Source organism: Agromyces sp. MMS24-JH15 (assembly GCF_043518605.1).
Classification (GTDB): domain Bacteria; phylum Actinomycetota; class Actinomycetes; order Actinomycetales; family Microbacteriaceae; genus Agromyces.
The window spans coordinates 1,194,282-1,219,752 of sequence record NZ_CP171358.1; the positions used below are offsets into that span (position 1 = coordinate 1,194,282).

General features: G+C 72.5%; 24 protein-coding genes and 1 tRNA gene. 9 read left to right on the forward strand and 16 right to left on the reverse strand.

Going from position 1 to position 25,471, the window contains the following annotated elements:
- The first annotated feature begins 98 nt into the window (after window positions 1-98).
- Window positions 99-509: a hypothetical protein gene (locus ACDF64_RS05420; RefSeq protein ID WP_394553904.1), complete on the forward strand. Its 411-nt coding sequence runs from the start codon at window positions 99-101 to the stop codon at window positions 507-509.
- Window positions 510-534: 25 nt separating this feature from the next.
- Here the strand turns inward: ACDF64_RS05420 and ACDF64_RS05425 are convergent, their stop codons facing one another.
- Window positions 535-1,221: an HAD hydrolase-like protein gene (locus ACDF64_RS05425; RefSeq protein ID WP_394553906.1), complete on the reverse strand. Its 687-nt coding sequence runs from the start codon at window positions 1,219-1,221 to the stop codon at window positions 535-537.
- 211 nt (window positions 1,222-1,432) lie between these two features.
- On the opposite strand from ACDF64_RS05425, the gene ACDF64_RS05430 reads away from it, so the two are divergent.
- Window positions 1,433-1,786: an Lsr2 family protein gene (locus ACDF64_RS05430; RefSeq protein ID WP_394553908.1), complete on the forward strand. Its 354-nt coding sequence runs from the start codon at window positions 1,433-1,435 to the stop codon at window positions 1,784-1,786.
- A 168-nt stretch (window positions 1,787-1,954) separates the two neighbouring features.
- Here ACDF64_RS05430 and nucS read toward each other — a convergent pair whose 3' ends face one another.
- A complete protein-coding gene (gene nucS, locus ACDF64_RS05435) occupies window positions 1,955-2,650 on the reverse strand; it encodes an endonuclease NucS (protein ID WP_394553910.1) in 696 nt (231 codons plus the stop codon).
- 101 nt (window positions 2,651-2,751) lie between these two features.
- Here nucS and ACDF64_RS05440 point away from each other — a divergent pair, with 101 nt between their 5' ends.
- On the forward strand, window positions 2,752-3,330 hold the full coding sequence (locus ACDF64_RS05440; RefSeq protein ID WP_394553912.1) for a dihydrofolate reductase family protein: 579 nt from the start codon (window positions 2,752-2,754) through the stop codon (window positions 3,328-3,330).
- Between the two features lie 146 nt (window positions 3,331-3,476).
- On the opposite strand, the gene ACDF64_RS05445 is transcribed toward ACDF64_RS05440, so the two are convergent.
- Entirely contained in the window at window positions 3,477-4,751 is a 1,275-nt protein-coding gene (locus ACDF64_RS05445) for an MFS transporter (RefSeq protein WP_394553914.1), read from the reverse strand.
- A 194-nt stretch (window positions 4,752-4,945) separates the two neighbouring features.
- Window positions 4,946-5,707 (reverse strand): SDR family NAD(P)-dependent oxidoreductase, encoded by a 762-nt coding sequence (locus tag ACDF64_RS05450; protein WP_394553915.1) that lies wholly within the window; start codon window positions 5,705-5,707, stop codon window positions 4,946-4,948.
- A 240-nt stretch (window positions 5,708-5,947) separates the two neighbouring features.
- Between ACDF64_RS05450 and ACDF64_RS05455 the strand changes: the two genes are divergently transcribed.
- Both ACDF64_RS05455 and ACDF64_RS05460 read left to right on the forward strand, forming a co-directional pair.
- The gene (locus ACDF64_RS05455; protein WP_394553916.1) at window positions 5,948-7,012 is read left to right on the forward strand and encodes a LacI family DNA-binding transcriptional regulator; all 1,065 of its coding nucleotides are present in this window, start codon (window positions 5,948-5,950) and stop codon (window positions 7,010-7,012) included.
- Window positions 7,013-7,114: 102 nt separating this feature from the next.
- Window positions 7,115-7,189, forward strand: a tRNA-Gly gene (locus tag ACDF64_RS05460).
- Window positions 7,190-7,318: 129 nt separating this feature from the next.
- Here the strand turns inward: ACDF64_RS05460 and ACDF64_RS05465 are convergent.
- The 7 genes from ACDF64_RS05465 to ACDF64_RS05495 all read right to left on the reverse strand — a co-directional run bounded on the left by ACDF64_RS05465 (window position 7,319) and on the right by ACDF64_RS05495 (window position 14,654).
- A complete protein-coding gene (locus ACDF64_RS05465; RefSeq protein ID WP_394553917.1) occupies window positions 7,319-8,662 on the reverse strand; it encodes an MATE family efflux transporter in 1,344 nt (447 codons plus the stop codon).
- Between the two features lie 94 nt (window positions 8,663-8,756).
- A complete protein-coding gene (locus tag ACDF64_RS05470) occupies window positions 8,757-10,106 on the reverse strand; it encodes a hypothetical protein (RefSeq protein WP_394553918.1) in 1,350 nt (449 codons plus the stop codon).
- A gap of 32 nt (window positions 10,107-10,138) precedes the next feature.
- Window positions 10,139-10,510 carry a YccF domain-containing protein gene (locus tag ACDF64_RS05475; RefSeq protein ID WP_394553920.1) on the reverse strand — a complete coding sequence of 124 codons (372 nt, stop codon included), beginning with the start codon at window positions 10,508-10,510 and terminating at the stop codon, window positions 10,139-10,141.
- Window positions 10,511-10,578: 68 nt separating this feature from the next.
- Entirely contained in the window at window positions 10,579-11,637 is a 1,059-nt protein-coding gene (locus tag ACDF64_RS05480) for a hypothetical protein (protein ID WP_394553922.1), read from the reverse strand.
- Window positions 11,634-12,476 (reverse strand): hypothetical protein, encoded by an 843-nt coding sequence (locus ACDF64_RS05485; RefSeq protein WP_394553923.1) that lies wholly within the window; start codon window positions 12,474-12,476, stop codon window positions 11,634-11,636. Before ACDF64_RS05485 ends, ACDF64_RS05480 begins: the two co-directional genes overlap by 4 nt.
- On the reverse strand, window positions 12,473-13,729 hold the full coding sequence (locus ACDF64_RS05490; protein WP_394553925.1) for a hypothetical protein: 1,257 nt from the start codon (window positions 13,727-13,729) through the stop codon (window positions 12,473-12,475). Before ACDF64_RS05490 ends, ACDF64_RS05485 begins: the two co-directional genes overlap by 4 nt.
- 94 nt (window positions 13,730-13,823) lie before the next feature.
- Window positions 13,824-14,654, reverse strand: coding sequence for a hypothetical protein (locus ACDF64_RS05495; protein ID WP_394553927.1), 831 nt, complete (start codon window positions 14,652-14,654; stop codon window positions 13,824-13,826).
- A gap of 155 nt (window positions 14,655-14,809) precedes the next feature.
- Here ACDF64_RS05495 and ACDF64_RS05500 point away from each other — a divergent pair, with 155 nt between their 5' ends.
- The gene (locus tag ACDF64_RS05500; RefSeq protein ID WP_394553928.1) at window positions 14,810-16,849 is read left to right on the forward strand and encodes a M13 family metallopeptidase; all 2,040 of its coding nucleotides are present in this window, start codon (window positions 14,810-14,812) and stop codon (window positions 16,847-16,849) included.
- 76 nt (window positions 16,850-16,925) lie between these two features.
- Window positions 16,926-17,834, forward strand: coding sequence for a serine hydrolase (locus tag ACDF64_RS05505; protein WP_394553930.1), 909 nt, complete (start codon window positions 16,926-16,928; stop codon window positions 17,832-17,834).
- Between the two features lie 73 nt (window positions 17,835-17,907).
- On the opposite strand, the gene ACDF64_RS05510 is transcribed toward ACDF64_RS05505, so the two are convergent.
- Window positions 17,908-19,416 carry an alpha/beta fold hydrolase gene (locus ACDF64_RS05510; RefSeq protein WP_394553932.1) on the reverse strand — a complete coding sequence of 503 codons (1,509 nt, stop codon included), beginning with the start codon at window positions 19,414-19,416 and terminating at the stop codon, window positions 17,908-17,910.
- A 79-nt stretch (window positions 19,417-19,495) separates the two neighbouring features.
- Here ACDF64_RS05510 and ACDF64_RS05515 point away from each other — a divergent pair, with 79 nt between their 5' ends.
- Entirely contained in the window at window positions 19,496-20,812 is a 1,317-nt protein-coding gene (locus ACDF64_RS05515) for an alpha-hydroxy-acid oxidizing protein (protein ID WP_394553934.1), read from the forward strand.
- A 124-nt stretch (window positions 20,813-20,936) separates the two neighbouring features.
- On the opposite strand, the gene ACDF64_RS05520 is transcribed toward ACDF64_RS05515, so the two are convergent.
- Both ACDF64_RS05520 and ACDF64_RS05525 read right to left on the reverse strand, forming a co-directional pair.
- Window positions 20,937-21,341: an NUDIX domain-containing protein gene (locus tag ACDF64_RS05520; protein WP_394553936.1), complete on the reverse strand. Its 405-nt coding sequence runs from the start codon at window positions 21,339-21,341 to the stop codon at window positions 20,937-20,939.
- Window positions 21,342-21,380: 39 nt separating this feature from the next.
- Window positions 21,381-22,691: an alpha/beta hydrolase-fold protein gene (locus ACDF64_RS05525; protein WP_394553937.1), complete on the reverse strand. Its 1,311-nt coding sequence runs from the start codon at window positions 22,689-22,691 to the stop codon at window positions 21,381-21,383.
- Between the two features lie 142 nt (window positions 22,692-22,833).
- On the opposite strand from ACDF64_RS05525, the gene ACDF64_RS05530 reads away from it, so the two are divergent.
- Window positions 22,834-24,219, forward strand: a complete 1,386-nt coding sequence (locus ACDF64_RS05530) for a glycine--tRNA ligase (protein ID WP_394553938.1) — start codon at window positions 22,834-22,836, stop codon at window positions 24,217-24,219.
- 25 nt (window positions 24,220-24,244) lie between these two features.
- Here the strand turns inward: ACDF64_RS05530 and ACDF64_RS05535 are convergent, their stop codons facing one another.
- Both ACDF64_RS05535 and ACDF64_RS05540 read right to left on the reverse strand, forming a co-directional pair.
- Window positions 24,245-24,736 (reverse strand): FBP domain-containing protein, encoded by a 492-nt coding sequence (locus ACDF64_RS05535; protein WP_394553939.1) that lies wholly within the window; start codon window positions 24,734-24,736, stop codon window positions 24,245-24,247.
- Window positions 24,737-24,821: 85 nt separating this feature from the next.
- The gene (locus ACDF64_RS05540) at window positions 24,822-25,469 is read right to left on the reverse strand and encodes a GNAT family N-acetyltransferase (protein WP_394553940.1); all 648 of its coding nucleotides are present in this window, start codon (window positions 25,467-25,469) and stop codon (window positions 24,822-24,824) included.
- Between the last annotated feature and the right edge of the window lie 2 nt (window positions 25,470-25,471).

Here is a 25,471-nt window from a genome sequence, read left to right on the forward strand (position 1 = left end):
GGCGACGCCCGCGGCGGCGTTCGGGGGTTCCGGCTCGGGACATCCGGCCGGTATCTTGGACCCGTGCGCTCGGGGGGAGCGGGTTCGGGGGGAATGACATGCAACGACGACGCGCGGCCGCGGCCGCCATCGCTTCAGCCGCCCTGGTCGCGGCGGGGATCGGACTCACCGGCTGCTCGTCGGGCGGCAGCGAGGATGACTCGTCGCCGATGAGCTCGGAGACCGGGGTCGTCGCGCCGGTCACCGCGCCGCTCGACACGGTCGACGGGACGACCGTCGAGGTCCCGCTGGACAACGTGATCGTGCTGACCGGGGACGACGAGACCTACACCGCGTGGGACGCGACCATCGCCGACCCCGCGATCGTCGAGTTCACGCCGGGCAAGGACGACGGGTCGGCCCAGTTCGATCCCGGGCTCGAGCCCTTGGCCGTCGGCGAGACCGAGGTCACGCTCGAGAACACGGAGTCGGGCGACTCGGTGACGTTCACCGTCGTGGTCACCGAGTAGCGGCGCGCTCGGGCGCGGCGCGGCTTCAGCCGACGAGCAGGGCCCGGAGCTGGTCCGCGGAGTGCACGACCGCGAGCGCGTCGGCCGCCTCGGCCGGGGAGCCGTAGCCCCACTCGACGAGGATCGTCGGCACGCCGTTCGCCAGGGCGCCCAGGGTGTCGTAGCCGCGGTCGCCGACCATCACCGCGCGCGCGGTGTCGACGCCGATCGCCTGCAGGCGACGCAGTGCCTCGGCGACGACGTCGGCCTTCGTGCTGCGCACCTCGTCGTCGCTCGCGCCCGCGATGACCGCGAAGTGCTGCGCGAGTCCGGCGTGCTCGAGGACCGCCGTGGCCATCGACTCGGGCTTGCTCGTGGCGAGTACGACCGGCACGCCCTTGTGGTGCAGGAGCTCGATGACGCCGGCGACGCCCGGGAACACCGGCGACCGGAGCAGGTACTGCTCGTAGTGGGCGCGGTAGATCTCCAGGGCGCGAACGGCCTCGGTGTCGGAGAAGCCGGCCATGAGGCGGAGGCTGTCGAGCAGGGGCGGGCCGACGTACGACTGCAGCGTCGCGTCGTCGGGGACCGGAACCCCCATCTCGGTGAACATGTGGGCGAGCGAAGCGACGATGTCCGAGGCGGAGTCGACGATGGTGCCGTCGAGATCGAACAGCACCGCCGACCAGGTGCGGGCAGGCGCCTGGGTCGTCGCGGTCAGGGTTGAAGTCACCGGGCCATACTAGACGCGGATCCTTCGAGCGATTCTCAGGTTCGTACTGGACCCCGGAAACACACGGAGAGAGCGCTCCCGATTTCCGCTGCCGCCTCCCGTCGAATTTCGCGAATTCGGGCCGTGCGGTGTGAATTCCCGACGATTCGAGAATTATTCGGATAACCTCGGAATACGAAATTCAGATTTCCCTCGATTATCCGGAGCAGCCATGGCGAAGAAGACCATCGTGACCCTCGTCGACGACCTCGACGGCACCCCGATCGAAGGCGGTGGCGGTGAATCGATCACGTTCTCGATCAACGGGCGCAGCTACGAGATCGACCTCTCGGCCGAGAACGCCGAGGCGTTTCGCGCTGCCCTGAAGCCCTACACCGAGGCCGGCCGTCCCGTCGCCTCGGGTGGCCGAGCCCCCCGCGGCACGGGCGCCGCGCGCACCGCCACCACGTCGTCGCGCGGCGATCTCGCCGCCGCACGGACCTGGCTCCGCGAGCACGGCTACGAGGTGGGCGACCGCGGCCGCATCCCCGCCGACCTGCTCGAGGCGTACCGCGCCGCCAAGTAGCGGCGCGATCGCGGTTCCGACCACCGGCGCGTCGGCCGGCGACAGCCCCGGCGCGTCGGGTCGGACCGCGCGATCGCGGTGGACCCGGCGCCGGTGCTCCATCGCCGGAGAGAAACCGCGGGTGGGACCGCCGGTCGCCCCTTCGCAGGCCCGAACCGTCGGTGGGATTCAGAACAGGCGCGCGTGCCCGCTGTCGACGCCGCGCATCGCGTCGTAGTCGAGCACGACGCACCGGATGCCCCGGTCCTCGGCGAGCGTCCGCGCCTGCGGCTTGATCTCCTGTGCCGCGAAGACGCCCGTGACGGGCGCGAGCAGCGGGTCCCGGTTCATGAGCTCGAGGTAGCGCGTGAGCTGCTCGACGCCGTCGATGTCGCCGCGACGCTTCAGCTCGACCGCGACCGACGCACCCGAGGCATCCGTCGCCAGGATGTCGACCGGCCCGATCGCGGTCATGTACTCGCGTCGCACGAGCGAGTACCCCTCGCCGAGCAGGTCGATCTGCTCGGCCAGCAGCTGCTGCAGGTGCGACTCGACGCCGTCCTTCACGAGCCCGGGGTCGGCGCCGAGCTCGTGGTTCGAGTCGTGCAGCACCTCGTGGATCGACACGATGAGCCGGTCGGCCGTCTTCTTGTGCGTGACCGTCCAGAGCTCGGTGACGCCGGCGGCGCGCTGGTCGTCGTCGGGCTGGGATGCCGCGAGGGAGCACGGCGGGCTCATCCAGTTCAGCGGCTTGTAGCTCCCGCCGTCCGAATGGACCAGCAGGCTGCCGTCGCCCTTGACCATCAGCAACCGCGTCGCGAGCGGGAGATGGGCCGACAGGCGCCCCGCGTAGTCGACGGAGCAGCGGGCGATGACGAGGCGCACCGTTCGAGTGTAGGCGTGCCGGGGCTGCGTGCGGGTGCGTCGGTGGCCGTACGCGCGTGCGCGGGTGGCCGTCGTCGGCGTCCCGAGGCAGAATGACGCCCATGGGCCGGCTCATGATCTCGATCTCCGCCACGCTCGACGGGTACGTCGCCGACGCCGCCGGGAACTTCGACTGGGTGCCGATCACCGAGGAACAGCACCTGTTCATCAACGACCGGCTGAAAGGCGTCGGAACCTACCTCTTCGGGCGTCGGCTCTACGAGACGATGCGCGTGTGGGACGACCTGCCCTACGACGAGACGTCGCCCGCGACGAACGAGTTCGCGGAGTACTGGCGGGGGACCGACAAGGTCGTCTACTCGTCCACGCTCGAGTCGATCGAGCTCCGACGGGGCCGGCTCGAACGGCGGTTCGACCCCGACGCGGCGCGGGCGCTCGTCGAGGCATCCGACCGGGACGTCGAGATCGGCGGCCCGACGCTCGCCGCGGCGGCCCTCCGCGCGGGGATCGTCGACGAGATCTCGGTGTACGTCCTGCCGGTCATCGTCGGCGGCGGGACGCGGTTGCTGCCCGACGGTGTGCGCGCCGACCTCGAACTCGTCGACGAGCACCGCTTCGCGAACGGCACGGTCTACCTGTCCTACCGAGTCCGTCGCGACGCGCCGCCGCCCGTCGCGTAGCGCCGCCCCCGGTGATCGAGTAGCGCCGCCGCGGAGCGGCGACGCGTATCGAGATCGCGTCGCGCGGACTCGACACGGCTGCTCCCGCGTCGCCGCCTACTCGACCCCAGGCGATGGAGTAGCGCCGCCGCGCATCGAGGCCGCGCTCAGCCTCCGTGCCCCGACCGGCTCCGCTCGCGCACCGCGGGCGCCGCGACGAACGCGAGGGCCATGAGCACGAGCAGCACGATCAGCGCGTTCAGCACGCCGAACTGCTGGCCGATGAGGCCGAGGAGCGGCGGGCCGACCAGGAACGCGGTGTAGCCGATCATCGCGACCGCCGACACCCGCGCCGCGGCCGTCGCACGGTCGGGCACGTCCGCGGCCGCCGACATGCCGACGGGGAATCCGAGCGACGCGCCGATGCCCCAGAGGACGGTACCCAACACGACCATCCACAGCTGGGTGCCGAAGATGAACAGCGCGAGGCCCGCGACCCCGACGAGCGCCTCGATCCGGATCACGGGCACCCGCCCGAACCGGTCGAGCACCGGGCCGCCGAGCACCCGCGCGGCGGTCATCGCCACCGTGAACACCGTGAACACCGCTGCCGCGGTCGTCTCGTCGAAGCCGTGGCCGTCGACCACCGCGAGCGCGATCCAGTCGTTCGCGCTGCCCTCGGCGAACGACATCGCGAGCATGACGAGGCCGATCGCGAGCAGGCTCAGGTCGCCCCACACCGAGAGGTTGCGGCGCAGGCGCTGGGTCCACGGGACGCGTGCGGCCGGGGCATCCGACTCGCCCGCCGCGGCCGGGTCGCCGAGCTCGATGCGATGCGGCACGAATCGGACCGCCACGATCGCGCCGATCGCGATCACGACCGCGACGATCGCGAGGTGCGGCGCGACCGAGAGGCCGAGCGCCGAGGCGAGCGCGGCGAAGCCGGCGCCGGCGACCGTGCCGAAGCTGAAGAACGCGTGCATGAGCGGCATGACCGTGCGGCCGATCTCGCGCTCGGCCTCGGCCGCGTCGACGTTCATGATCACGTCGACCGTGCCGTTGCCGAAGCCTGCCAGCACGAGCCCGACGACGAGCAGCGGGATCGACGGCACGACTGAGCCGCCGAGCCCGACGAGCACGAGCCCGGCCGACACCACGATGAGGGTCGAGGCCATGCCGATGCGCGGGCCGAAGCGGGCGAGCACGATGGGCGCGACGACGAGGCCGACGACCGACGCGATCGAGCCGGTGAGGATCACGAGGCCGACGCCCTGCGTGGTCAGGTCGGTGAAGTCGCGGACCGCCGGGATGCGCGCCACCCAGCTCGCGAGGCTGAGGCCCGAGAGGAAGAAGATCGCGAAGATCGCGTTGCGCCATGCGCGCAGTTCGCGCGGCGTGCGCGCCGCGTGCGCCCCCGTCTCGCGGCGTCCGATGTCGGCCACGGACTCCACGCTATCGATGGATGCGTCGTGCGCCATTGCTGCTCCTCGGAAGTGGCGTGCGGGTGCTCGACCGTCCCTGGTGGGTCGAGCGGCTCGAATCGATTCGAGTCGAATCGATTCGAGGGTAGCACCCTTCGCCGCTCCCGAACACGCGGGACGGGCGGCAACGCCGCTGCGTGCCCCGGTGGACGCGCCTACCGCCCGCGCTCGCCGACCTTCGACGAGAGGCCGGCCGGAACCAGGCGCGTCAACCCGACGAGCGTGCGGTACCGGAGCGAGGGCACCGAGACGCCCTTGCCGCGCGAGGCATCCCGGAGGCCCTCGGACACCACGGCCTTCGCGTCGAGCCACATCCAGGCGGGCACGCCCTCCTTGCCGGGCGCGACCCCCATGCGCTCGTGGAAATTGGTGTGCGTGAATCCCGGGCAGACCGCGGTCACGGTCACGCCCTTCGAGGCGTACTGCCCGTTCGCCCACCGGCTGAAGCTGATCAGCCAGCCCTTGCACGCGCCGTACGTCGAGCGCGGGATGAACCCGGCGACCGACGCGACGTTGATGATCCGGCCGCCCTTGCGTTCGAGCATCGCGTGGACGGCGGCGTGCGTCAGCCGCATGGGCACCTCGACGTGCAGCGCGAGGTGGCGCACCTCGTCCTCGATGTCGTTGCGCGCGAAGTCGAGGGGGAGTCCGAAGCCGGCGTTGTTCACGAGGAGGTCGACGGGGTGCTCGGGGTCGGCGACCCGTTCGACGACGGACGCGAGCTCGGCGGGGAGCGTCAGGTCGGCCGGCAGGACCTCGACGGCGACGCCGGAGCGCGCGCGCACCTCGTCGGCGAGGCGGTCGAGGGCGTCCCGGTCGCGGGCGACGAGCACGAGGTCCGCTCCCTTGCGGGCCAGCTGACGGGCGAACTCGGCGCCGAGGCCGGAGCTCGCGCCGGTGATCAGTGCGGTGGGCATGCGCCAAGCCTAGGCATGCGGACGGGGGCTGCCGCCGGCCGCCCTACGCCGGCCTCCACCAGCCACTCCGAAACGCATGAGAATCGGGCAGAAGCATCCTGCACCGGTCCCGAACCCGGGAATCTCATGCGTTCGGCGACGGGCGCACCGATCGGCCGGTTCTCGAATCGATTCGAGGAGGATGCCCTACAATCGGGGCGAGTCGGCGACCGCCGACGGCCGCCGCCCGAGGAGCGACCCATGTCCATCGACTCCGCGCCGAGGCATCCGACCCTCGCCGATGTCGCAGCCAGGGCCGGCGTGTCCGCGTCCACCGCGTCACTCGCCTTCAGCGGCTCCGGCCCCGTGTCGGATGCCACGAAGGAGCGCGTGCTCGCCGCAGCCGCCGAGCTCGGCTACGCCGGTCCCGACCCGCGCGCCCGGTCCCTGCGGCGAGGCCGCAGCGGCATCGTCGGCGTCGTGCTCGAGGAGCGCGTGCGCGCCGCCTTCCTCGACCCGGTGAAGATCCGCACGCTCGACGGCATCGCCGAGGGGATCGCGCCGCTCGGCGCGGGCCTCCTCCTGTTCACCGACAGCGGCGCCCCCGACGCCCCCGTCTCGATCGAGAGCGCGCCGGTCGACGCGGTCGTGCTCATCGGCTGCAGCCCGCGGCTCGACCAGTCGGTCGAGGCGCTGCGCCGGCGTGGCATCCCGACCGTGGCGATCGAGGGCACGCCCGGCGACGACATCCCGCAGATCACGATCGACAACGAGCAGGCCACGCGCCGCGGCGCCGAGTACCTCCACCGCCTGGGGCACCGCGAGATCGCGATCGTGACGCTCCCGTTCGACGATGCCCGCACGCGCGGCCCCGTGACCGCCGAGCTCATGGCCCGCGGCACGACCGCGGTCACGCTCGAGCGGCTCGCGGGCGCGCGCGCCGTGTTCCCGGATGCCCCCGCCGTCGCGACCGCGACCTCGTCGATCGAGGCGGGCCGGGAGGCCGGGCTCGCGCTGCTGTCGGATGCCTCCCGCCCGCGCCCGACCGCGATCATCGCGCAGAGCGACCTGCTCGCGGCGGGTGTGATCCGCGCCGCGGAGGAACTCGGGCTCGACGTGCCGCGCGACCTCAGCGTGCTCGGATTCGACGGCATCCGCGTCGACGGGCTCCAGCACGACCTGACCACGCTCGACCAGCCCTCGGGTGACAAGGGCCGTGCGGCCGGCGAGGCCGTCGTGCGGATGCTCACCGGCGGCGAGCCCGAGTCGGTCGCGTTCACGAGCACGCTCCACATCGGCGACACGACGGCCGCGCCCTCGCGCTGAGCCGGGGTCGGGAACCGAGCGGGACGGCCGACGAGGCGCCGCGGGCGGGTCCGGCGCGCCGCATGGGGTAGGGTCGTTTACGCGGCATCCCGGTGCCGCAACGCGGATGTGGCGCAGTGGTAGCGCATCACCTTGCCAAGGTGAGGGTCGCGAGTTCGAATCTCGTCATCCGCTCCATTTCAGGAGCAGGGCTCCGTTCGTCCCCCCGGCCCGCGCCCCCCGTAACACGGGTTGCGAGCCATCGCCACGCGAGGTCGCTCGAACCGACGCCCCGGCTCCGCCCAACGGTCGATTCGCGCGACCGGGCTACGCCGCCCCGACGACCATCCAGGCCGCCCCGCGCGCGCGAAGCGACAGCGTCACCGCGCGCGCCGCGAGGTATCCGATCGCGAACGCCGCCATGAGCCACGCCAGCGACGCGGCCGACGACGCGCCCGAAGCATCCGCCCACCAGACCGCCGCGAACGCGAGCGGCACGTAGGCCGCGAGGTTCACGAGGCCCGTCCAGGCGAGGTACCGCGCATCGCCCGCGCCGATCAGGACGCCGTCGAGCACGAACACGAGGCCGCCGAGCGGCGCCGAGACGCCGAGCACGACGAGGGCGGGCGGCAGCATCGCCGCGACCTCGGCCGACGAGGTGAACAGCTGCGGGAGCACCCACGCGGTCGCGATCACCACGACTCCGATCGCGGCGCCGGAGCCCACGCCCCACTGCAGGCATCGCCGCAGCACGGCGCGCACGTGCGCGACATCCCCCGACCCGAGCCCCTTGCCGATGAGCGCCTGCGCGGCGATCGCGAGTGCGTCGAGCGCGAATCCGAGCGTGAAGTAGATCGAGATCGCGACCTGGTACGCCGCGAGCTCGTCCGGGCCGAGCGCCGTCGCCGACCACGTCGAGAGCAGCAGGGCGGCCCGCAGGCTCGCGGTCCGCAGGAACAGCCAGCCACCGGATGCCGCGCCGCGCAGCAGCCCCTCGCGGTGCGGCCACGGATTCGCGTGCGTGCGGATCGCGTGCCGCGCGGCGATCACGAGGTACACCGCGACCATGCTCCACTGCGCGACGACCGTGCCGAGCGCGGACCCGGCGATGCCGAGTCCGAGGCCGTAGATGAACCAGAAGTTGAGCGCGATGTTCGCCGCGAATCCGAGGCCAGCGACCCAGAGCGGCGTGCGCGTGTCCTGCAGGCCGCGCAGCAGGCCGGTCGCGGCGAACACGATGAGCATCGCGGGCAGGCCCGCCATCGAGATCTCGAGGTACGTGGTCGCCTGCTCGGCGACCTCCGCTGATGCCCCGAACAGGCCGACGAGGAACGGCGCGGCGAGCCATCCGGCGACCGCGAGCACCGCGCCCAGCGCGACCGCGAGCCACAGCCCGTCGATGCCCGCGGTGACCGCGCCGCGCTCGTCGCCCGCGCCGAGGCGGCGCGCGACCGCGGGCGTCGTCGCGTAGGCGAGGAACACCATGAGCCCGATGATCGTCTGCAGGATCGCGCTCGCGAGCCCGAGGCCGGCGAGCGGCGTCGCGCCGAGGTGCCCGACCATCGCGGTGTCGGCGAGCAGGAACAGCGGCTCGGCGATGAGCGAGCCGAGCGCGGGCACGGCGAGGCGCAGGATGTCCCGGTCGACGGTGCGAGGTGCAGGCGAGGTCACGATGCCTTCGAGCGTACGGCCGGGAGCGATCGGATGCGCCGGGCGCCGCCGGTCGCGAGCGCGCGGGCTCGCGGGCGGCTCGGGCCGGGCGAGCTCAGGCGGTCTGCTCCTCGGATGCCCGTGCGGCGATCTCCTGCAGCGCCTCGAGCCGCGGCATGGCGAGGGTCGTCGCCTCGACGACGAGGCGGCGCCGTTCGCGGAACTTCACGATCCCGCCCCAGGTACCGGCGGCCACCGCGACCAGGCCGATCGCCGTCAGGGTCACGCCGAGGGGCGCGATCTGCACGGAGCCCTCGGACGGCAACGTGAGCATGAGGATGCCGAACAGGAGCGCCACGGGGCCGATCGCCACGCCCGCCCAGTAGAACCAGGTGGCGGTGGCCGGGCCGGCGAGCGGCCAGCCGGCCTCGAACGGGCCGGGCAGGCCGCGCTCGCGGCGCTCGGGGTCGGCGTCGAGCCACGTCTGCGCGGCGCGGCGCACGTCGGCCGACCGCACATCGGTCGCGATCCGCGACCCGATCCAGCCCAGCAGGAATCCGATCAACAACGGAAGTACGACGGGCCACGCCTCGTCGACGCCCGCGACGCCCGCACCGAACGCGACGACGAAGGCGAGCACCGAGAGCCAGAGCACCCACCGTGAGGCGGCGCGGAACACGAGCGGAGCCGAACGCAGCTCCGCGACCACCGCCAGGGCGTCGGCGTCGTCCCGCTCCCACGCCGTGATGCGGTCCTCGAGCGGGAGGCTCGACCAGCCCGCCGATCGCGCGGGTTCGGGCGACGCGGATGCGTGTGCGGCCGCCGAGGCGGAAACGGGTCCCGACGCGCTCGCCGCGTCGCCAACGCTCGCCGCGGTCGCGACCGCCCCGGACACCTGCACGCCGTGGACGGCCGCGAGTTCGCGGAGCATGCCGGACGGGCCGATCGGCACCGAGCGCCCGGTGGACAGCACCGACTCGGCGAGCAGGCCGGCCGCCTCGGCGGCGGCGTCGCGGTGCGGCTCGACGATCGACGCGCGCTCGATCAGGGCGACGAGCGCGGCGGCGCCGTCCTGCCGGATCGGACGCATCGGCCCTCCGGCGACGATGATCCGCACGGATGCCCCGGTGTCCGAGAACAGGCGATAGACGAGGTAGGTCGCTGCACCCCCCGTCGAATGACTGCGCGTCGCCCGCGTGAGGCTCGAGATCGGCACCGTGCGCCGGCCGAACCGCACCGTTCCGGCGTCGAGGTCGACGTCGACCCGCGGGTACGCGAGCGAGAGCCCGCCGACGAACACGACGAAGGTCGCCGCGATCGCCACGGCGGGCCACAGCGGGAACGCGTTGAACGCGTCGGGGCTGAACTTCGCGACGAGGCCGAACAGCGCGGAGCCGATGCCTGCGCTGGCGAGGGTGAGGAGGATGGGCGCGCCGCTGAGCGGCCACCGTGCGATCGTGGACACCGGGCGATCATGTCATGCCGGTGCGCATCCGCTCACTCGTCGACGATCTCCTTGCCGAGCGGGGCGAGCGAGACCGGGATCATCTTGAAGTTCGCGATCCCGAGCGGGATGCCGATGATCGTGATGCAGAGCAGGATGCCGGTCAGCAGGTGCTCGAGCGCGAGCCACCAGCCCGCGAGGATGACCCAGATCACGTTGCCGAGGAACGACCACACGCCGGCCGTCGGCTTCTGCACGACGCGTCGGCCGAACGGCCAGATCGCGTAGCCGGCGATCCGGAACGACGCGATGCCCCACGGGATCGTGACGATGAGGATGCACATGACCAGGCCCGCGAGCGCGTAGCCGATCCAGAGCCAGATGCCCGCGAGGAGCAGCCAGACGATGTTGAGGAACGTGTTCATGCGTGGGCCTTCCGGATTCCGGGGGTTTCGGCTCCGAGCCTAGGGAATCCGGGCGCGATCGGGCGCGATCAGGGCGCCGGTTCCGGAGTCGCGGGGACCGTCAGCGTCGCCTGGGTCGCCTGCGGCGCATCGTCGCATGCGGTGAAGCCACCGTCAGGTCGCTGCTGGTCGACATCGCGGACGAAGGTGAAGCGGGTCGTCTCGGACGAGATGGGCAGCACGATCACGACGCCGTACTCGCGGGTCCAATCGTCGGAGATCAGGAAGTACCGGCCGCCGGTGCTCTCGAGCAGGCGGAGCCCGCGGTACCGGTACCGTGTCGCATCCCCGTCGACCAGGCACCCGGCCACGACTCCCGGCGCGACGAGATCCAGCGGCTCGGTGCTGTCGACTTCGACGCCGGGCAGGTCCCGGGGCTCGAACGCGTATGCGAGGTTCGTGCCCTCGACCGTCGCGTAGTTCGCGGCGGACCAGAACAGCCCGACCGCGACGAGCACCGCCGTCGATCCGCGGAGGATCCCGGTCGTCATGGGCGCCATCTGCACGGCGTCCGGCGACATCCCGCGCAGGTGCACGCCGTAGAGCAGCAGGAGGAGCGCGGCGCCCCAGAGCAACGGGAACGCGATGAACGCCTGGGCTGCGATCTCGGGGACGTTCGCGGCGGCCCACGCGGAGACGACGCCGAGGACGGCGGTCGCGACCGCGACGAGCCACATCCAACGGGCCCAGAACCGCACCTTCGCGTCGTCGGGTCCGTGGACGTCGAGTCGCCGACGCCACCACTGGTCGAACGCCACCCAGGCGAGTCCGGCGATCCCCGCGATGATCGGCAGGATGATGACGGATTGCACCGCCCGACGCGCGTACTCGTCGACCGTCATGTCGAGGATCGCCTCGTCGATGCCGAGGATGTTCGCCATCGTTTCCGCGCGTGCCCACCCGAAGTAGACGACGAGGGCGGTGAGGACGCCGACGTTGAGGAGGATCGCGACGAGGCTCTTGACGAGCGCGCCGCGGGTTTCGTCGTCGGCCTCGGAGTCCGGCGCGCTCGCCGCGGCTCCCGGGGTCCGGGACGACGGCCGTCCGGCGGGGTCCGCGTCGGAGCGTCGGAGCGTGCGCGGGATCATGGTGCGCTCCCTTCGACGGTCGTGGCGTCCGGGTCGCCGGGAACCGGGGCGGCGGTCCGGCTCGTGGGCGGCGCTGAGCCGTCGGTGGGCGGCGCTGAGCCGTCGGTGGGCGGGGTCGTCGGCGGCGGAATGCTCTCGTCCACGTCGAGGGTGAGGGGGTCGTCGCGGAGCACGGGGATCCCGTTCTCGTCGAGCGTGTCCTTCCAGCCGGGGACCTCGCCGTCCGTCGAGCACGGAAGGTAGGACTCCTGCGGGCGCTGTTCGAGCACGCTCAGCAGAGTCCGGTACAGGCCGCACTCCGCCCGCAGCTCCGGGCCCAGCGCGTCGATGCCGTAGGTGTCGAGCGCTCGGGTCGTCCACTCGCGTCCCGCGTCGAGGTTGCCGAGGCAGACCTCGATCCCGGCCTTCAACAGCATCGTGAATCGCGGGCCCGAGAAGCCGTAGCCGAAGTCGCCGGGCGACGCGGGCGCCTTCGACTCGAGGAACGCCTGGGCCGCGGTGCACGATCCGGCGAGGAGCACGTACGCCTCGTTGTCGTTGGTGCTCGCCCCGGAATCGGACGCGGGAAGCGTGAACGCGTAGACGACCGAGGCGCCGCCGTCGTCGTCGTCATTCCCGCCGCCGCCACCGTCGGCATCGCCGGAGGGAGTCGGTTCGGAGGTCGTCGGCTGCGCGGTCGCCGTCGCCGTCCCTCCCACGGACGGAGTCGGGTCGTAGACGCCGAAGCCGTCGAGCCCGGCACACCCCCCGAGCGCGACGATCGCGAGCAGACCGAGGCCGAGGCCGAGCCCGGCTTCGATGGGCGGCCCGGTCGGGCGGCGCGCGCGGCGGGTCATCATTCCGTCCCCTCACCGCCTGCCGGCGTCGCGATGGGATCCGGCGCGGCCGACTCGGCCGGAGCGGCCGGGGGAGCCGAGGGCTCGCCCGGCTCGACCGTCTCGACTTCGGCCGGTGCCGCGTCCGGTGAATCGGCGGGTTCGGATGTCTCGACGGGCTCGGTGGGCTCGACCGGCGCGGCGGTCTCGAGCGCCGCAGCCGTCTCGACCGGCGCGGTGGCCGGGGCTGCTTCGCCGGCCGCGTCGCCGGCGGAGGCATCCGCTTCGCTGTCAGTGGTGGCCGGGGGCGCAGCTTCCTCGACGGCTGGCGCGGCCGTGCCGGACTCGTCGACGGGCGCTTCGATCGTTGCGCCCACGGGCTCGGACGCGGATGCGGCGGGCTCGGCGGCGATCCGCGCGGCCGCGGCCACCTGCTGCGACTGCCGGAACTTCTCGAGCGGATCGACCTTGACCTCGAACCCGGTTGCGGGATCGATGACAGTCTCGTACGGGGGTTCGAGCTCGATGGGGCCGTCGTCGCACGGGATCGAGGCCGGGGCGACCTGCCACTGCACGCTCCGGAGCGACCGGTACATCTGGCAGTCCGGTTGGTCCTCCGGCCCGAGGGCGGCGGTGCCGTACTCGTCCGCGGCGTGGTCGGTCCAGAGGAACGCCTTCGCCGGGTCCGCCTGGCACACGTACAGATAGCCCGCCTGGTAGAGCACCGCAATGCGCGGCCCCCGGGTGTACTGCGTCGGGTCCTGCTGCCGGCTCCCGATCAGGTCGCAGCGATCGGCGCGGAGCGCGGGGTCTTGGGCCGCGTACAGGTCGTTGTACTGGGCGACATCCGTGTCGACGTTCAGGTCGGAGGGCGGGAGCGTGAAGCCGTAGACGACGCGCTCGGGCTGGCGTGCAGTCTGCGAGCCCGTCGCTCTCGCGCGGCCCGCGGCCCCGTTCGGCGCCGTCCCGTCCGACTCGTCCGCGGTGCCGGTCTCGTCGGAGGCGTCGTCAGCGGACTCGCCCGCCGCCGGTTGCGGCGGCTCCGTGGGCGCGTCGACGGGTCGTTCCGTCGGCCGTTCCGGCTCCGTCCCGGAGGTCGGCGCGGACCGCGGTTGCGACCACGCGGGCGCGTGCGAGTCCTCGATCGATCCGGGCTCGACGCCGAACGGACCGAATGCGCCGGTCGCGATCCCCACGGCGCCGAGACCCAGGAGGCCGACCGCGGTGACGCCGATCGTCATGCCGACGGTTCGCCTGGTGTTCACTGATGGCGTCATCGCCATCCCCTCCTCCCGGATCCGTGTCCTGTGTTCGACGGTCCCGCGTCGCGGGAGTCGCGGTCACCGGGCAATCCCTGATTCGGAGCAATCCTCATGGAGTGTTCGGCGTCTCGGTGCCGGTCGAGCCGTCCGGCGGAACGCTCGGCTCCGGTGATGGTTTCAGCGGGTGCACGAGCACGCCGTCGACGTACTCGAACTGGGGCAGCGGCCCCGCCGGGCAGCTGAACGACTCCTTCGGCATCCGGTCGACGTAGCTCGCGAGTGCGATGTACAGCTGGCACTCGGCATCGCCGACGAGGCCGAGCACCCCGTACCGGTCGCGAGCCTCCTGCAGGAGCGCCGACGCCGTCTGGCGGTCGTCCCGGCACGCCGCGATGCCCGCCGCGAAGAGCATCGGGAACCTCGCACCGAGGAAGTAGGGGTAGTCGTCCACCAGGAAGCGTTCGCCGATCCAGAACTCCAGGAACGCCTCGGCGCGGTCGCAGCTCTCGAGGAGCATCCGATAGGCATCGGGGTTGTGGTTGCTGACGCTCTCGTCGTTCGGCGGCAACTCGAAGGCGTACGTGACGCCGTCGGCCGGGTTCTCGTCGTCCGCGTCGCCGTCCTCGCCGACGCGGTCCCCGCCTCCCGATTCGTCCGCGCCGTCGCCGCCCTGCGCGGCTTCGCCGGCGTCGGCCGCGCCGTCGCTCTCGACTCCGGTCCCGCCCGTGCCGGAGGGCGACCCCGTACCGGTGTCGACGGGCATCGGCTCCCAGCGGCCGGTCGGCGTCGGTCGCGCCGAGCCGGCGGCCGCCGCGTCGGCGGCCGTGTCGGAAGCGGACGGCGCGGCCATGCCGCACCCCGACGTCGCCATCATCGCGGCGAGCAGTCCGCTCATCGCGATCAGGAGCACGGGCCCGCGCAGCGGGCCCCGACGGGCCATGTGTCCCACCTCCGGCATCCGCACGGATCGCCCGGTGCGATCCGATGGCGCCCACCGTCCTCCTGACGGCGCCCCGCGGCGTCCGTGCCCTCACTGAACACCCCCGTCGACAACCCTGAGAACCGAACGTCGTCGCGTGTGCCTAGGCTGGGGGGATGACCGACGTCGCCTCCGCATCCGGCATCGCACTCGACGAGCTCGACCCGGAGGTGCGTCCGCAGGACGACCTCTTCCGCCACGTCAACGGCAAGTGGATCGACCGCACCGAGATCCCGGCCGACAAGGCGCGCTACGGCTCGTTCATCCTCCTGCACGAGGAGGCCGAGCAGGCCGTCCGCGACATCATCCAGGAGGCGCAGCAGGCCGATCCCGGCACCGAGGCGCGCAAGGTCGGCGACCTCTACGCGAGCTTCCTGAACGAGGAACGCGCCGAGCTCCTCGGCGCCACGCCGATCGCGGGCCAGCTGCTCGAGGCATCCCTCGTGGGGTCGATCCCCGAGCTCCTCGCCGCCGTCGGCCGCCTCGAGCGGCAGGGGGTCGCGGGCTTCGCGCAGCTCTTCGTCGACAACGACCCCGGCGATCCCGAACGCTACCTCGTCTTCGTGCAGCAGGGCGGCATCGGCCTGCCCGACGAGAGCTACTTCCGCGAGGAGCGGTTCGAGCCGATCCGCGCGGCCTACCTCGCCCATCTCGAGCGGATGTTCCGGCTCGCGCGCCTCGACGAGCCCGAGGCCCGCGCCGCGCGCGTGTTCGAGCTCGAGACCGCGGTCGCGGCCGTGCACTGGAACAACGTCGACTCGCGCGACAGCGAGAAGACCTACAACCTCACCGCGTGGGACGCGTTCGCCCAGCAGGCCGGCGGCTCGGAGGACGACCCGGTCGACGTCGCGCTGTGGCGCGACGCCATGGGCGTGCCCGAGCAGGCCTTCGCCGAGCTCGTCGTGCGCCAGCCGTCGTTCGTGGCCGGCCTCGGGCAGCTGCTGACCGAGGAGCGCCTGCCGCAGTGGCGCGACTGGCTCGCGTGGCAGGTCATCCGGAGCAGCGCCGCGTACCTGTCGAACGACTTCGTCGAGGCGAACTTCGACTTCTACGGCCGCACCCTCACCGGCACGCCGCAGATGCGCGAGCGCTGGAAGCGGGGCGTCTCCCTCGTCGAGGGGGCGCTCGGCGAAGCCGTCGGCCGCATCTACGTCGAGCGGCACTTCCCGCCCACGGCCAAGGAGTCGATGGACGAGCTCGTCGGCTACCTCGTCGAGGCGTACCGTGCGTCGATCTCGCAGCTCGACTGGATGGGCGAGGCGACGCGCGAGAAGGCCCTCGAGAAGCTCTCGAAGTTCACGCCCAAGATCGGGTATCCCGTGAAGTGGCGCGACTACTCGACCCTCGAGGTCGGCGCCGACGACCTGGTCGCCAACGTCCGCGCGACCGCGGAGTTCGAGTTCCAGCGCGAGCTGGGCAAGATCGGCAAGCCGATCGACCGCGACGAGTGGTTCATGACGCCCCAGACGATCAACGCCTACTACAACCCGGGATTCAACGAGATCGTGTTCCCGGCGGCGATCCTGCAGTACCCGTTCTTCACGCCCGAGCGCGACGCGGCCGCGAACTACGGCGCGATCGGCGCGGTGATCGGCCACGAGATCGGCCACGGCTTCGACGACCAGGGCTCGAAGTACGACGGCGACGGCCGACTGACCGATTGGTGGACCGAGGCCGACCGCGCGGCGTTCGAGGAGCGCACCAAGGCGCTGATCGCCCAGTACGACCCGCTGGTCCCGGCCCAGCTGGCGGACGCCCCGGATGCGTCGGATGCCTCGGACGGATCGGACGCACAGGATGCCCCGGCCGACCCGCCGCACGTGAACGGCGCGCTGACCATCGGCGAGAACATCGGCGACCTCGGCGGCCTCGCGATCGCGTGGAAGGCGTACCTCATCTCGCTCGGCGGCCAGGAGCCGCCCGTGATCGACGGCCTGACCGGAGCGCAGCGGTTCTTCCTGTCCTGGGCCCAGGCCTGGCAGCAGAAGGGCCGCGACGCGGAGGTGATCCGCCTGCTCGCGATCGACCCCCACTCGCCGAGCGAGTTCCGGTGCAACCAGATCGTCCGCAACATCGACGAGTTCTACACTGGCTTCGACGTGACCAGCGACGACGCCCTGTGGCTCGACCCGGCCGACCGGGTCGCCATCTGGTAGTCGCCGGTCGACCCGACCCGTCCGCCCAGGCTTCGCCGCCCCACCGACGACGCCGCACGCCAACGAAGGAAGTCCCGTGGTGACCTCGCAGGAGTCCGAGCGGCGTGCGCGCCGCCGGGCGATCCCGCGCAACCGCCATCAGGCCGAGGAGCCGACCGACAACTTCAGTCGGGGCTTCGACGCGCTCGGCACGCTCGCGGTCAACGGCGTCCAGGTCTCGGCGCGGGCCACCGACCTCGCGTCGGGCCGCGTGCTCTTCTCGGTCGACGACCACGTCACGATGCCGACCGCCTCGATCGGCAAGGTCCTCCTCCTCATCGAGGTCGCGACCCGACTGAGCGGCGGCGTCGAGAGCGAGGCGTTCCTCACGCTCGAGCGCGACCCGCGCGACGCGGTGGGCGACTCCGGCATCTGGCAGCACCTGCAGGCGTCCGCGCTCCCGCTCGGCGACCTCGCGGCCCTCGTCGGCGGTGCGAGCGACAACCTCGCGACCAACGTGCTGCTCCGCCACGTGGGTCTCCAGGCCGTCCGCACCCGGACCGAGGAGCTCGGCCTCACCCGGACCGCGCTGCTCGACCTCGTGCGCGACCACCGCGGCCCCGACGACGCGCCGCAGCTCTCGATCGGCGCGGCGAAGGAACTGACGTGGCTGTTCGCCTCGCTCGCGCGGGGCGAGATCGTGAGCCCCGAGGTGTCGCAGCGCGTGGTCGGCTGGCTCTCGCTCAACGCCGACCTCTCGATGGTCGCGAGCGCGTTCGGCCTCGACCCGCTCGCGCACCGGCGCCCCGACCACGGCCTGCTGCTGATGAACAAGACCGGGACCGACGGCGGTGTCCGCAGCGAGGTGGGCGTGCTCCGCGGCCCGCGCGCGAGCGTCGCGTACGCGGTGTCGACGTACTTCGCCGACACCCAGCTGTCGGCGCGGCTCGCGGTGCTCGACGGCATGCGGATGGTCGGCCTCGACCTGCTCGAGTACGTGCACTGAGCGCAGGCCTCGGGCGGATGCCCCGAGAGGATGCCCCGGGCGGAGCATCCTCACCCCTGCCACCGGCTCGCCGTCAGCCGGCGAGCAGTTCGAGCCCCTGGATCACCGCGTCGGTCGTCTCGCGCGCGCCGAGCGGTCGGAAGTGCCCGGGCACCGGGACCCGCATGTTCGTCGCGCCCTCGAGGACGCTGCCGTCCGGCACGTGCGGGTCGAACGTGCCGAAGATCGAGACGATCCGGGCGTTCAGCGTGGCGGCGCGGCCGAGCAGCACGATCGTCGAGTCGGAGGGCAGGAGCGAGCGGATGCTCGAGTCGAGGAAGAACCGGGCGCGTCGGGATCCCGCGAACGGGGTGCACACGGCGACGACGCCGAGCAGGCCGAGCTCGCCGCCGGCCTCCGATCGGGTGTCGCCGAGCAGCAGGTGCTTGCCGATGAGCCCGCCCTTGCTGTGCCCGACGATCACGCGCCCCGCGGGCGGCGCGGGACGCCGCGCGAGGGCGCGGGCGAGCCGGGTGCTGGTGTCGTCGAGCGAGAGCCGGTTCGCCCCGAGGCCGTGCACCGTCCGCACCCGGTAGCCGGCCCGGTTGAGCGCGTCGCCGAGCGGGCGCAGGAAGGTCCAGTGCTCGTAGACGCCGGGCAGGAGGATCACGTCGGGCAGCCGGTCGTCGCCCTGCAGCCAGTGCCGGGGGCGGCGACCCGCGCCGAGGACCGCGAGCTGGCGGAGGCCCGCGTAGACGTAGTCGGCCGCCCACCAGCGTGCGGCGCGCGTCCACGGCGCACCCGTCCCGGCAGCGGTGCCCGCGACGAACGTCGTGTCGGCGGGCGGCGGCACGCTGCCCACCGCCTCGCCGGCGGCGTGCCGCGAGATGAGCTCGCCGACCATGGCGCCGGCGGTCACCATCGTCTCGTGGCCGCGTCCGGGGACCTCGACGAGTCGCCCGTCGGGCAGGAGCCGCGCGATCTCCTCGGCCCAGGGGCGCGGCACGATCCGGTCGTGCTCGCCGCGGATCACGAGCGTCGGTGCGGCGACGCGGGGGAGGACCCGTTCGATGCGGTGCTCGATCATCGGGCGCAAGTTCCGGGCGAACCATCGGGGCCCGGCTTCGGCGTACGCCTTCACGCCGGCTCCGACCACCTTCGGCGAGGTGAGCGCGAGGTCCTGGAGGAATCGCGCCGCCTGCTTCGGCACCGTGCGCTCGCGCGGATTCACGCTCGGCCCGATGAGGACGACCCGGTCGACCAGGTCGGGATGCCTCGCCGCGGCCTCGGCCACGACCTGGGCGCCCGTGGAGTGCCCGACGAGCACGACCCGCCCCCGTCCCTCGGCGGCGAGGAACTCCGCGAGGAGCTCGCCCGACTCGGCCATGCTGAGCGGAGCCGACGGTTCCGGCGCATCGCCGAAGCCGGGCAGGTCGAGCGCGAGCACCAGGCCGGTGGGCTCGAGGGCGTCGCCGAGGCCGTCCCAGTACTCGTGCGCCATGCCGAGTCCGTGCACGAGCACGAAGACCGGGCCGCCGGTGCGCCCCGACTCGGTGACGCACACCACCCGGTCCCCGCTGCGGAATGACCGGTCGACCCCCATTCCCGCAGTCTAGGGCGGGCGATCCGTCGTGGGGCGGACGGCTAGAGTTTCCGGCGTATCCATCGACGAGGAGGTCAGGATGGCTCGACTCGACACGTCCCGCGGCTTCGCGCGCGGCGCGCAGTCGGCGGTGTACCGCGCGGGGATCGCAGGAGTTCGCCCGGCGGTGCCGACGACCTCCGCCGGGCTCGAGGCGGCGGCCCGGCGACGGCTCGGCAGCGAGGCGTACGCCTACCTCGCCGGGGGCGCCGGCTCGGAGCACACGATGGCGGCGAACGTCGACGCGTTCGGCCGCTGGCAGGTGATCCCGCGGGTGCTGCGCGACGTCGCCGACCGCGACCTGTCGATCGAGCTGCTGGGCCGGCGGCGCTCGTCGCCGCTGCTGCTGTCGCCCCTCGGCGTGATGGAGCTCGCGCATCCGCAGTCCGAGCTCGCGGTCGCGCGCGCGGCGGCCGCGCTCGACGTGCCGTACATCCTCTCGAACCAGGCGTCGCGCCCGATGGAGGAGGTGACCGCGGAGATGGGGGAGCGCGCGCGCTGGTTCCAGCTGTACTGGAGCTCGTCCGACGAGCTCAACCGATCGCTCATCCGCCGGGCGGAGGCCTGCGGGTGCGAGGCGATCGTGATCACGCTCGACACCCACCTGCTCGGCTGGCGAACGCGCGACCTCGACCTCGCGTTCCTGCCCTTCACGCACGGCCAGGGCATCGCCCAGTACACGAGCGACCCGGTGTTCGCCGAGCTCGTGCGCGACCGCGTCCGACGCGGGACGACCGGCACGTCGGCGCCGCCCGTGCGGGTGAACGCGAAGTCGGTGGCCGCGGCGATGGGCATCGCGCGCGCCGGCGCCGGCACCGAACTCGTACGCGGGGGCTTCGCCGACGCGATGCGCTCGCCGCTGCCGCGCGCCGCGGTCGAGACCTTCCTCGACGTGTTCTCCGACCCGTCGCTCACCTGGGACCGCATCGCGAAGGTCCACGAGTGGACCGACCTGCCCGTGCTGCTCAAGGGCGTGCTCCACCCCGACGACGCCGAGCGCGCGATCGACGCCGGCATGGCGGGCATCGTCGTGTCGAACCACGGCGGACGCCAGGTCGACCGGTCGGTGCCGACGATCGAGGCGCTGCCCGAGGTCGCCGAGCGGGCCGCCGGTCGGGTGCCGGTCATCCTCGACTCGGGCGTTCGGGGCGGCGCCGATGTCGCGATCGCCCTCTCGCTCGGCGCGACCGCCGTCGGCCTCGGGCGGCCCTACGCGTACGGGCTCGCGATCGCGGGTGCGACGGGAGTGAGCGAGGTGATCCGCAACGTGATCGCCGAGTTCGACCTCACGCTCGGCCTGTCGGGCCACACGAGCCCGGGCGAGCTCGGCCCGCACGCGCTCCGCCGGGCCGGCTAGGCCCCAGCGACGCGAACCCAGGTCCCCAATTCAGGACCAGGGCCCTCATGGGGCGTATACGGCCCCAGCTCGGCTCTGGTCCTGAATTGGGAACCGGAACGGAACCGGGTCCGGTCCGGCGCGATCAGTCGATGAGGCCGGATGCCCCGAGCCGCCGGAGCACCTCGCGGCCCGCGGGCGGGCAGCGGTCGACGTCGGCCGTCGTGACCCAGTGCAGCGCGCCGACCTCCGCGGAGGCGACGGGCGAGGCATCCGTCGTCGCCAGGAAGACGTGCATCCGCACGTGCCGGCCGTCCGGTTCGCCGTGCGCGAGCGTGCGCACCTCGAACAGCTCCTCCAGGTTCGCCGGGTCCAGCTCGAGCGCGACCTCCTCGAGCGCCTCGCGCGCGGCGGCCTCGGCCGCGGTCTCGCCCGGATCGATCTTGCCGCCCGGCATGTAGTGCACGTCCCGGCCGCGCGCGGTCACCATGAGCACCCGGCGGTCGCGGATGAGCGCGATCGCCGAGACGAGGAGGTCGGGGAGGGGCATCCGCGCCAGCCTAACCGCCCCGCCGGAGCACGCGGCCGCTCACTCCGCGGGCGGCGGTGCGAGCTCGAGCCGTGGGTAGAGCACGTCGAAGCCCGCCTGCAGGCCGCCCGTGAGCGCATCGGCGCCGTGCCCGGCGCCCTCGACGGTCGTGCTCGTCACGTGCATCCCGGCCTGCGTCGCCGCCTCGGCGTTGCGCTCGACCCCGGGCGGGTAATGGGGGTCCTCCGACCCGACCGTGAACACCACCCAGGTGTCCGGGTAGGGGGTCTTGGCCGTCATGATCGTCGTCGGCTTCACGGCGTCGTACGCGAACTCGTCGCCGTCGAAGACGGACGCGAGGACCGCGTCCGCGTTGTCCGCTCCCTGGAACTCCTCGCCCGAGATGTCGAGGATGTTCGCGAACGTCTCCGGGTACTTCGACCCGAAGTACAGCGCGCACTGCCCGCCGTTCGAGTAGCCGCCGACGGTCCAGAACCGGCCGGGCGGGTCGACGTGGAGGTTCGCGGTCGCCCACGGCACGACGTCCTGCATGACGTAGGTCTCGACCTTCCCCATCGACGTGTCGAGGCACAGCGGGTCCACCGACGGGTCGCCCAGCTGGTCGACGACGAGCACGATGGGCGCGAGGCCGCCGTGGTCGGCGGCGAACCGGTCGAGCACCTCGGCCGTGAACGAGACGTCCGGGTCGCCGGGCTGACCCATCATGAAGATCATCAGCGGGAGGCGCGGCGGGGCCGCCACGAGCGCGGCCGGCGGCAGGTACAGCTGGGCGGGCCGGGCCGGGAACCCCGAGACCGCGTTCGGGATGCCTCCGTCGACGACGCCGGAACGCCCGGTCGCGGGCAGGTCGGCGGGCGGCGTCCACCAGGTGTACAGCGCGCCCTCGGGCTCCGGCGGCGCCGACGCGGGCGGCGTGATCGGGGTGATCGGGTCGGCCGTGCTGATGTGCAGGAGCGAGCCGAGCGTGCGGTTGAGCCCGTACGCGGCGTTGATCGCGAACAGCGCGGTCAGTGCGAACACGACGATGGACACGCCGGCGACGACCTTGCGCCACCACCGCGAGCCCCAGAGGTTGAAGATCGCGAGGCCGATCCCGGCGAATGCGAGCGGGACCCACAGCCAGACCGCGTCGTCGACGGGCCCGCCGAACGCGTTCAGCACGTTCACCGCGATCCACACGACGCCGCCGCCGATCAGTGCACTCACGAACAGCACGAGGAAGGCCACGAGGAACCAGCGGATGCTCCACTCCTTGGCGAGCAGGTAGAGCACGAGGATGCCGCTCAGCACGAGCCACACGAGGACGAAGGAGTCGGCGACGATGTCGATCTCGAGCAGGCTCTCCCACATGGCCGGTCCCCTTCCGACGTGCGCTCAGGGTAGCGCCGACCGGGCCCGAGGCACGATGCGCGGCGCGGCGCGCCACGTAGGATGGGAGGACCGCGCGTTCGCGCACCTGCCCACCTCGACGACCTGCCCCATTGGAGCCACCATGGCCGCACCCAGCCGCCTCGATTCCGTGATCACCCTCGCCCAGCACCGCGGCTTCGTCTTCCAGGCGGGTGAGATCTACGGCGGGTCGCGGTCGGCGTGGGACTACGGACCCCTCGGCGTCGCGCTGAAGGAGAACATCAAGCGCCAGTGGTGGCAGACCATGGTCCAGGGCCGCGACGACGTCGTCGGGCTCGACTCGAGCGTCATCCTGCCGAAGCAGGTGTGGGAGGCGTCCGGCCACGTCGAGGTCTTCACCGACCCGCTCGTCGAGTGCCTGCAGTGCCACAAGCGCTACCGCGAGGACCACCTCATCGAGGAGTTCGAGGAGAAGAAGGGCCGGTCGCCCGAGGGCGGCCTCGCCGAGATCGTCTGCCAGAACTGCGGCACGCGCGGCCAGTGGACCGAGCCGCGCGCGTTCTCGGGCCTCCTGAAGACCTACCTCGGCGTCGTCGACGACGCCTCGGGCCTGCACTACCTGCGTCCCGAGACCGCGCAGGGCATCTTCGTGAACTTCGCCAACGTGCTGCAGGCGGCCCGCATGAAGCCGCCGTTCGGCATCGGCCAGATCGGCAAGTCGTTCCGCAACGAGATCACGCCGGGCAACTTCATCTTCCGCACGCGCGAGTTCGAGCAGATGGAGATGGAGTTCTTCGTCGAGCCCGGCACCGACGAGGAATGGCACCAGTACTGGATCGACCAGCGCTTCGCGTGGTACGTCGACCTCGGCATCGACCCCGAGAACCTGCGCCTCTTCGAGCACCCGAAGGAGAAGCTCAGCCACTACTCGAAGCGCACCGTCGACATCGAGTACAAGTTCGGCTTCACCGGCGGCGACTGGGGCGAGCTCGAGGGCGTCGCGAACCGCACCGACTTCGACCTGTCGACGCACTCGAAGCACTCGGGCAAGGACCTCTCGTACTTCGACCAGGCGAAGAACGAGCGCTGGGTGCCCTACGTCATCGAGCCCGCAGCGGGCCTCACGCGCTCGCTCATGGCCTTCCTCGTCGACGCCTACCACGTCGAGGAGGTGCCGAACGCGAAGGGCGGCACCGACTCGCGCACCGTGCTGAAGCTCGACCCGCGCCTGTCGCCCGTGAAGGCCGCGGTGCTCCCGCTCAGCCGCAACGAGCAGCTCTCGCCGCTGGCCCGCGAGCTCGCCGCGAACCTCCGCAAGTACTGGAACGTCGACTTCGACGACGCCGGTGCGATCGGCCGTCGCTACCGCCGACAGGACGAGATCGGCACGCCGTTCTGCATCACGGTCGACTTCGACTCGCTCGAGGACCGCGCGGTGACCGTGCGCGACCGCGACACCATGCAGCAGGAGCGCGTGCCGCTCGACAAGCTGCAGGACCTGCTCGCGGCGAAGCTCATCGGGGCGTAGCCGACCGCCGGCGGGCGCGGCGGGCTCAGCGCCCGTCGCGCACGGCGCGCACGAACGCGGTGACGTGCTCGCGCAGCGCGTCCTTCCGGCGCTCCCTGGCGGCCTCGCGGTCGAAGCCGGTGTAGGCGAGCGGCGGCAGCTTCCGCACGTTCCGCGGGCACTCGAAGGCGGCGCACACGAGCGTGCCGATCGTGTCGCCACGCCGGCCGGCGTCGCCCGCCCGCTTCGCGGTGTAGAACACGACGTCGTTCGGCAGGTGCACGTCCTCGCACCAGGAGCACTGCGGACGCGTGCGGATGCGCCCCTCGGCCCGGCGCAGCACGACGCCGACGGGTTCGCCGTCGACCTCGGCGATGACGTACGCCTGCTGCGGCAGCTTGCGGTCGATCCACCCGAGGAACTCGCGCTGCTCCCAGTCGAGGGCGGCGAACTCGTCGGGCAGGGTGAGCGCGGCGCGCTCGCGCTTGGACGCGTTCACGAGGGATGCGCGGATGGCGGACTCGTCGATGGGGTGCATGTGCTCTCTCCGGCGGGCTGGTGCGTCGTGCCCGCTTGGTTCGGCTCGGTCTGGAAATCGGATGTCCCGGGTTCCGGCGACGGCGTCAGGCGCGCGCCGCGGCCCATTCGCTGCGGAGGATGCCGTGGATCGCGGTGTCCTGCCATTCGCCGTCGTTGAACTCGTCCTCGAGGATGAGCGCTTCGCGGCGCATCCCGAGTCGGTCGCAGAGCCGAGCGGATGCCCCGTTCCGCGCGTCCAGCAGCGCCTGCACGCGGTGCGGGCTGAGCTCCTCGAACGCGAAGTCGAGCACGAGCCGCGCGGCCTCGGTCGCGATGCCGCGCCCCTGGAACGACGGATGCACGACCCACCCGATCTCGAGCCGCGCGTGCTCGGCGGAGGAGAGGCGGAGCATCACGTCGCCCACCACGCGGTCGCGTCCGTCGGCCGCGGGATCGGTCGACGGCTCGCCGCCGAGCTCGATGGCGAGGAAGACCGCGTCCTCGTCGGCCGCGAGGCGGCGCATGTCGGCCCGCTTCCGGGTGTGCTCGATCCCCTCGTCGCGCGTGCGCTCGGGCCAGGGGATGTAGCGCAGCACCTCGGGCAGGCGCTGGTACTCCCACACGTCGTCGGCGTCGGATGCCTCGAGCGGGCGGAGCGTCATCCGATCGGTGCGGAGCGGATCGGCCGCCAGGTCGTCGACGTCGAAGGGCAGGCGGAGTGCGGGGCCGTCGACGATCGGTTCGTTGGACATCG

What these genes read in the sequence shown, in the direction of transcription:
- ACDF64_RS05525 (WP_394553937.1), bottom strand. Translation starts at nt 22,691, where the DNA reads ATGTGGGAGAGCCTGCTCGAGATCGACATCGTCGCCGACTCCTTCGTC.
- ACDF64_RS05455 (WP_394553916.1), top strand. Translation starts at nt 5,948, where the DNA reads ATGTCCATCGACTCCGCGCCGAGGCATCCGACCCTCGCCGATGTCGCA.
- ACDF64_RS05490 (WP_394553925.1), bottom strand. Translation starts at nt 13,729, where the DNA reads ATGACGCCATCAGTGAACACCAGGCGAACCGTCGGCATGACGATCGGC.
- ACDF64_RS05535 (WP_394553939.1), bottom strand. Translation starts at nt 24,736, where the DNA reads ATGCACCCCATCGACGAGTCCGCCATCCGCGCATCCCTCGTGAACGCG.
- ACDF64_RS05530 (WP_394553938.1), top strand. Translation starts at nt 22,834, where the DNA reads ATGGCCGCACCCAGCCGCCTCGATTCCGTGATCACCCTCGCCCAGCAC.
- ACDF64_RS05430 (WP_394553908.1), top strand. Translation starts at nt 1,433, where the DNA reads ATGGCGAAGAAGACCATCGTGACCCTCGTCGACGACCTCGACGGCACC.
- ACDF64_RS05515 (WP_394553934.1), top strand. Translation starts at nt 19,496, where the DNA reads ATGGCTCGACTCGACACGTCCCGCGGCTTCGCGCGCGGCGCGCAGTCG.
- ACDF64_RS05420 (WP_394553904.1), top strand. Translation starts at nt 99, where the DNA reads ATGCAACGACGACGCGCGGCCGCGGCCGCCATCGCTTCAGCCGCCCTG.
- ACDF64_RS05520 (WP_394553936.1), bottom strand. Translation starts at nt 21,341, where the DNA reads ATGCCCCTCCCCGACCTCCTCGTCTCGGCGATCGCGCTCATCCGCGAC.
- ACDF64_RS05495 (WP_394553927.1), bottom strand. Translation starts at nt 14,654, where the DNA reads ATGGCCCGTCGGGGCCCGCTGCGCGGGCCCGTGCTCCTGATCGCGATG.
- ACDF64_RS05510 (WP_394553932.1), bottom strand. Translation starts at nt 19,416, where the DNA reads ATGGGGGTCGACCGGTCATTCCGCAGCGGGGACCGGGTGGTGTGCGTC.
- ACDF64_RS05450 (WP_394553915.1), bottom strand. Translation starts at nt 5,707, where the DNA reads ATGCCCACCGCACTGATCACCGGCGCGAGCTCCGGCCTCGGCGCCGAG.
- ACDF64_RS05440 (WP_394553912.1), top strand. Translation starts at nt 2,752, where the DNA reads ATGGGCCGGCTCATGATCTCGATCTCCGCCACGCTCGACGGGTACGTC.
- ACDF64_RS05540 (WP_394553940.1), bottom strand. Translation starts at nt 25,469, where the DNA reads ATGTCCAACGAACCGATCGTCGACGGCCCCGCACTCCGCCTGCCCTTC.
- ACDF64_RS05475 (WP_394553920.1), bottom strand. Translation starts at nt 10,510, where the DNA reads ATGAACACGTTCCTCAACATCGTCTGGCTGCTCCTCGCGGGCATCTGG.
- ACDF64_RS05480 (WP_394553922.1), bottom strand. Translation starts at nt 11,637, where the DNA reads ATGATCCCGCGCACGCTCCGACGCTCCGACGCGGACCCCGCCGGACGG.
- ACDF64_RS05485 (WP_394553923.1), bottom strand. Translation starts at nt 12,476, where the DNA reads ATGATGACCCGCCGCGCGCGCCGCCCGACCGGGCCGCCCATCGAAGCC.
- ACDF64_RS05500 (WP_394553928.1), top strand. Translation starts at nt 14,810, where the DNA reads ATGACCGACGTCGCCTCCGCATCCGGCATCGCACTCGACGAGCTCGAC.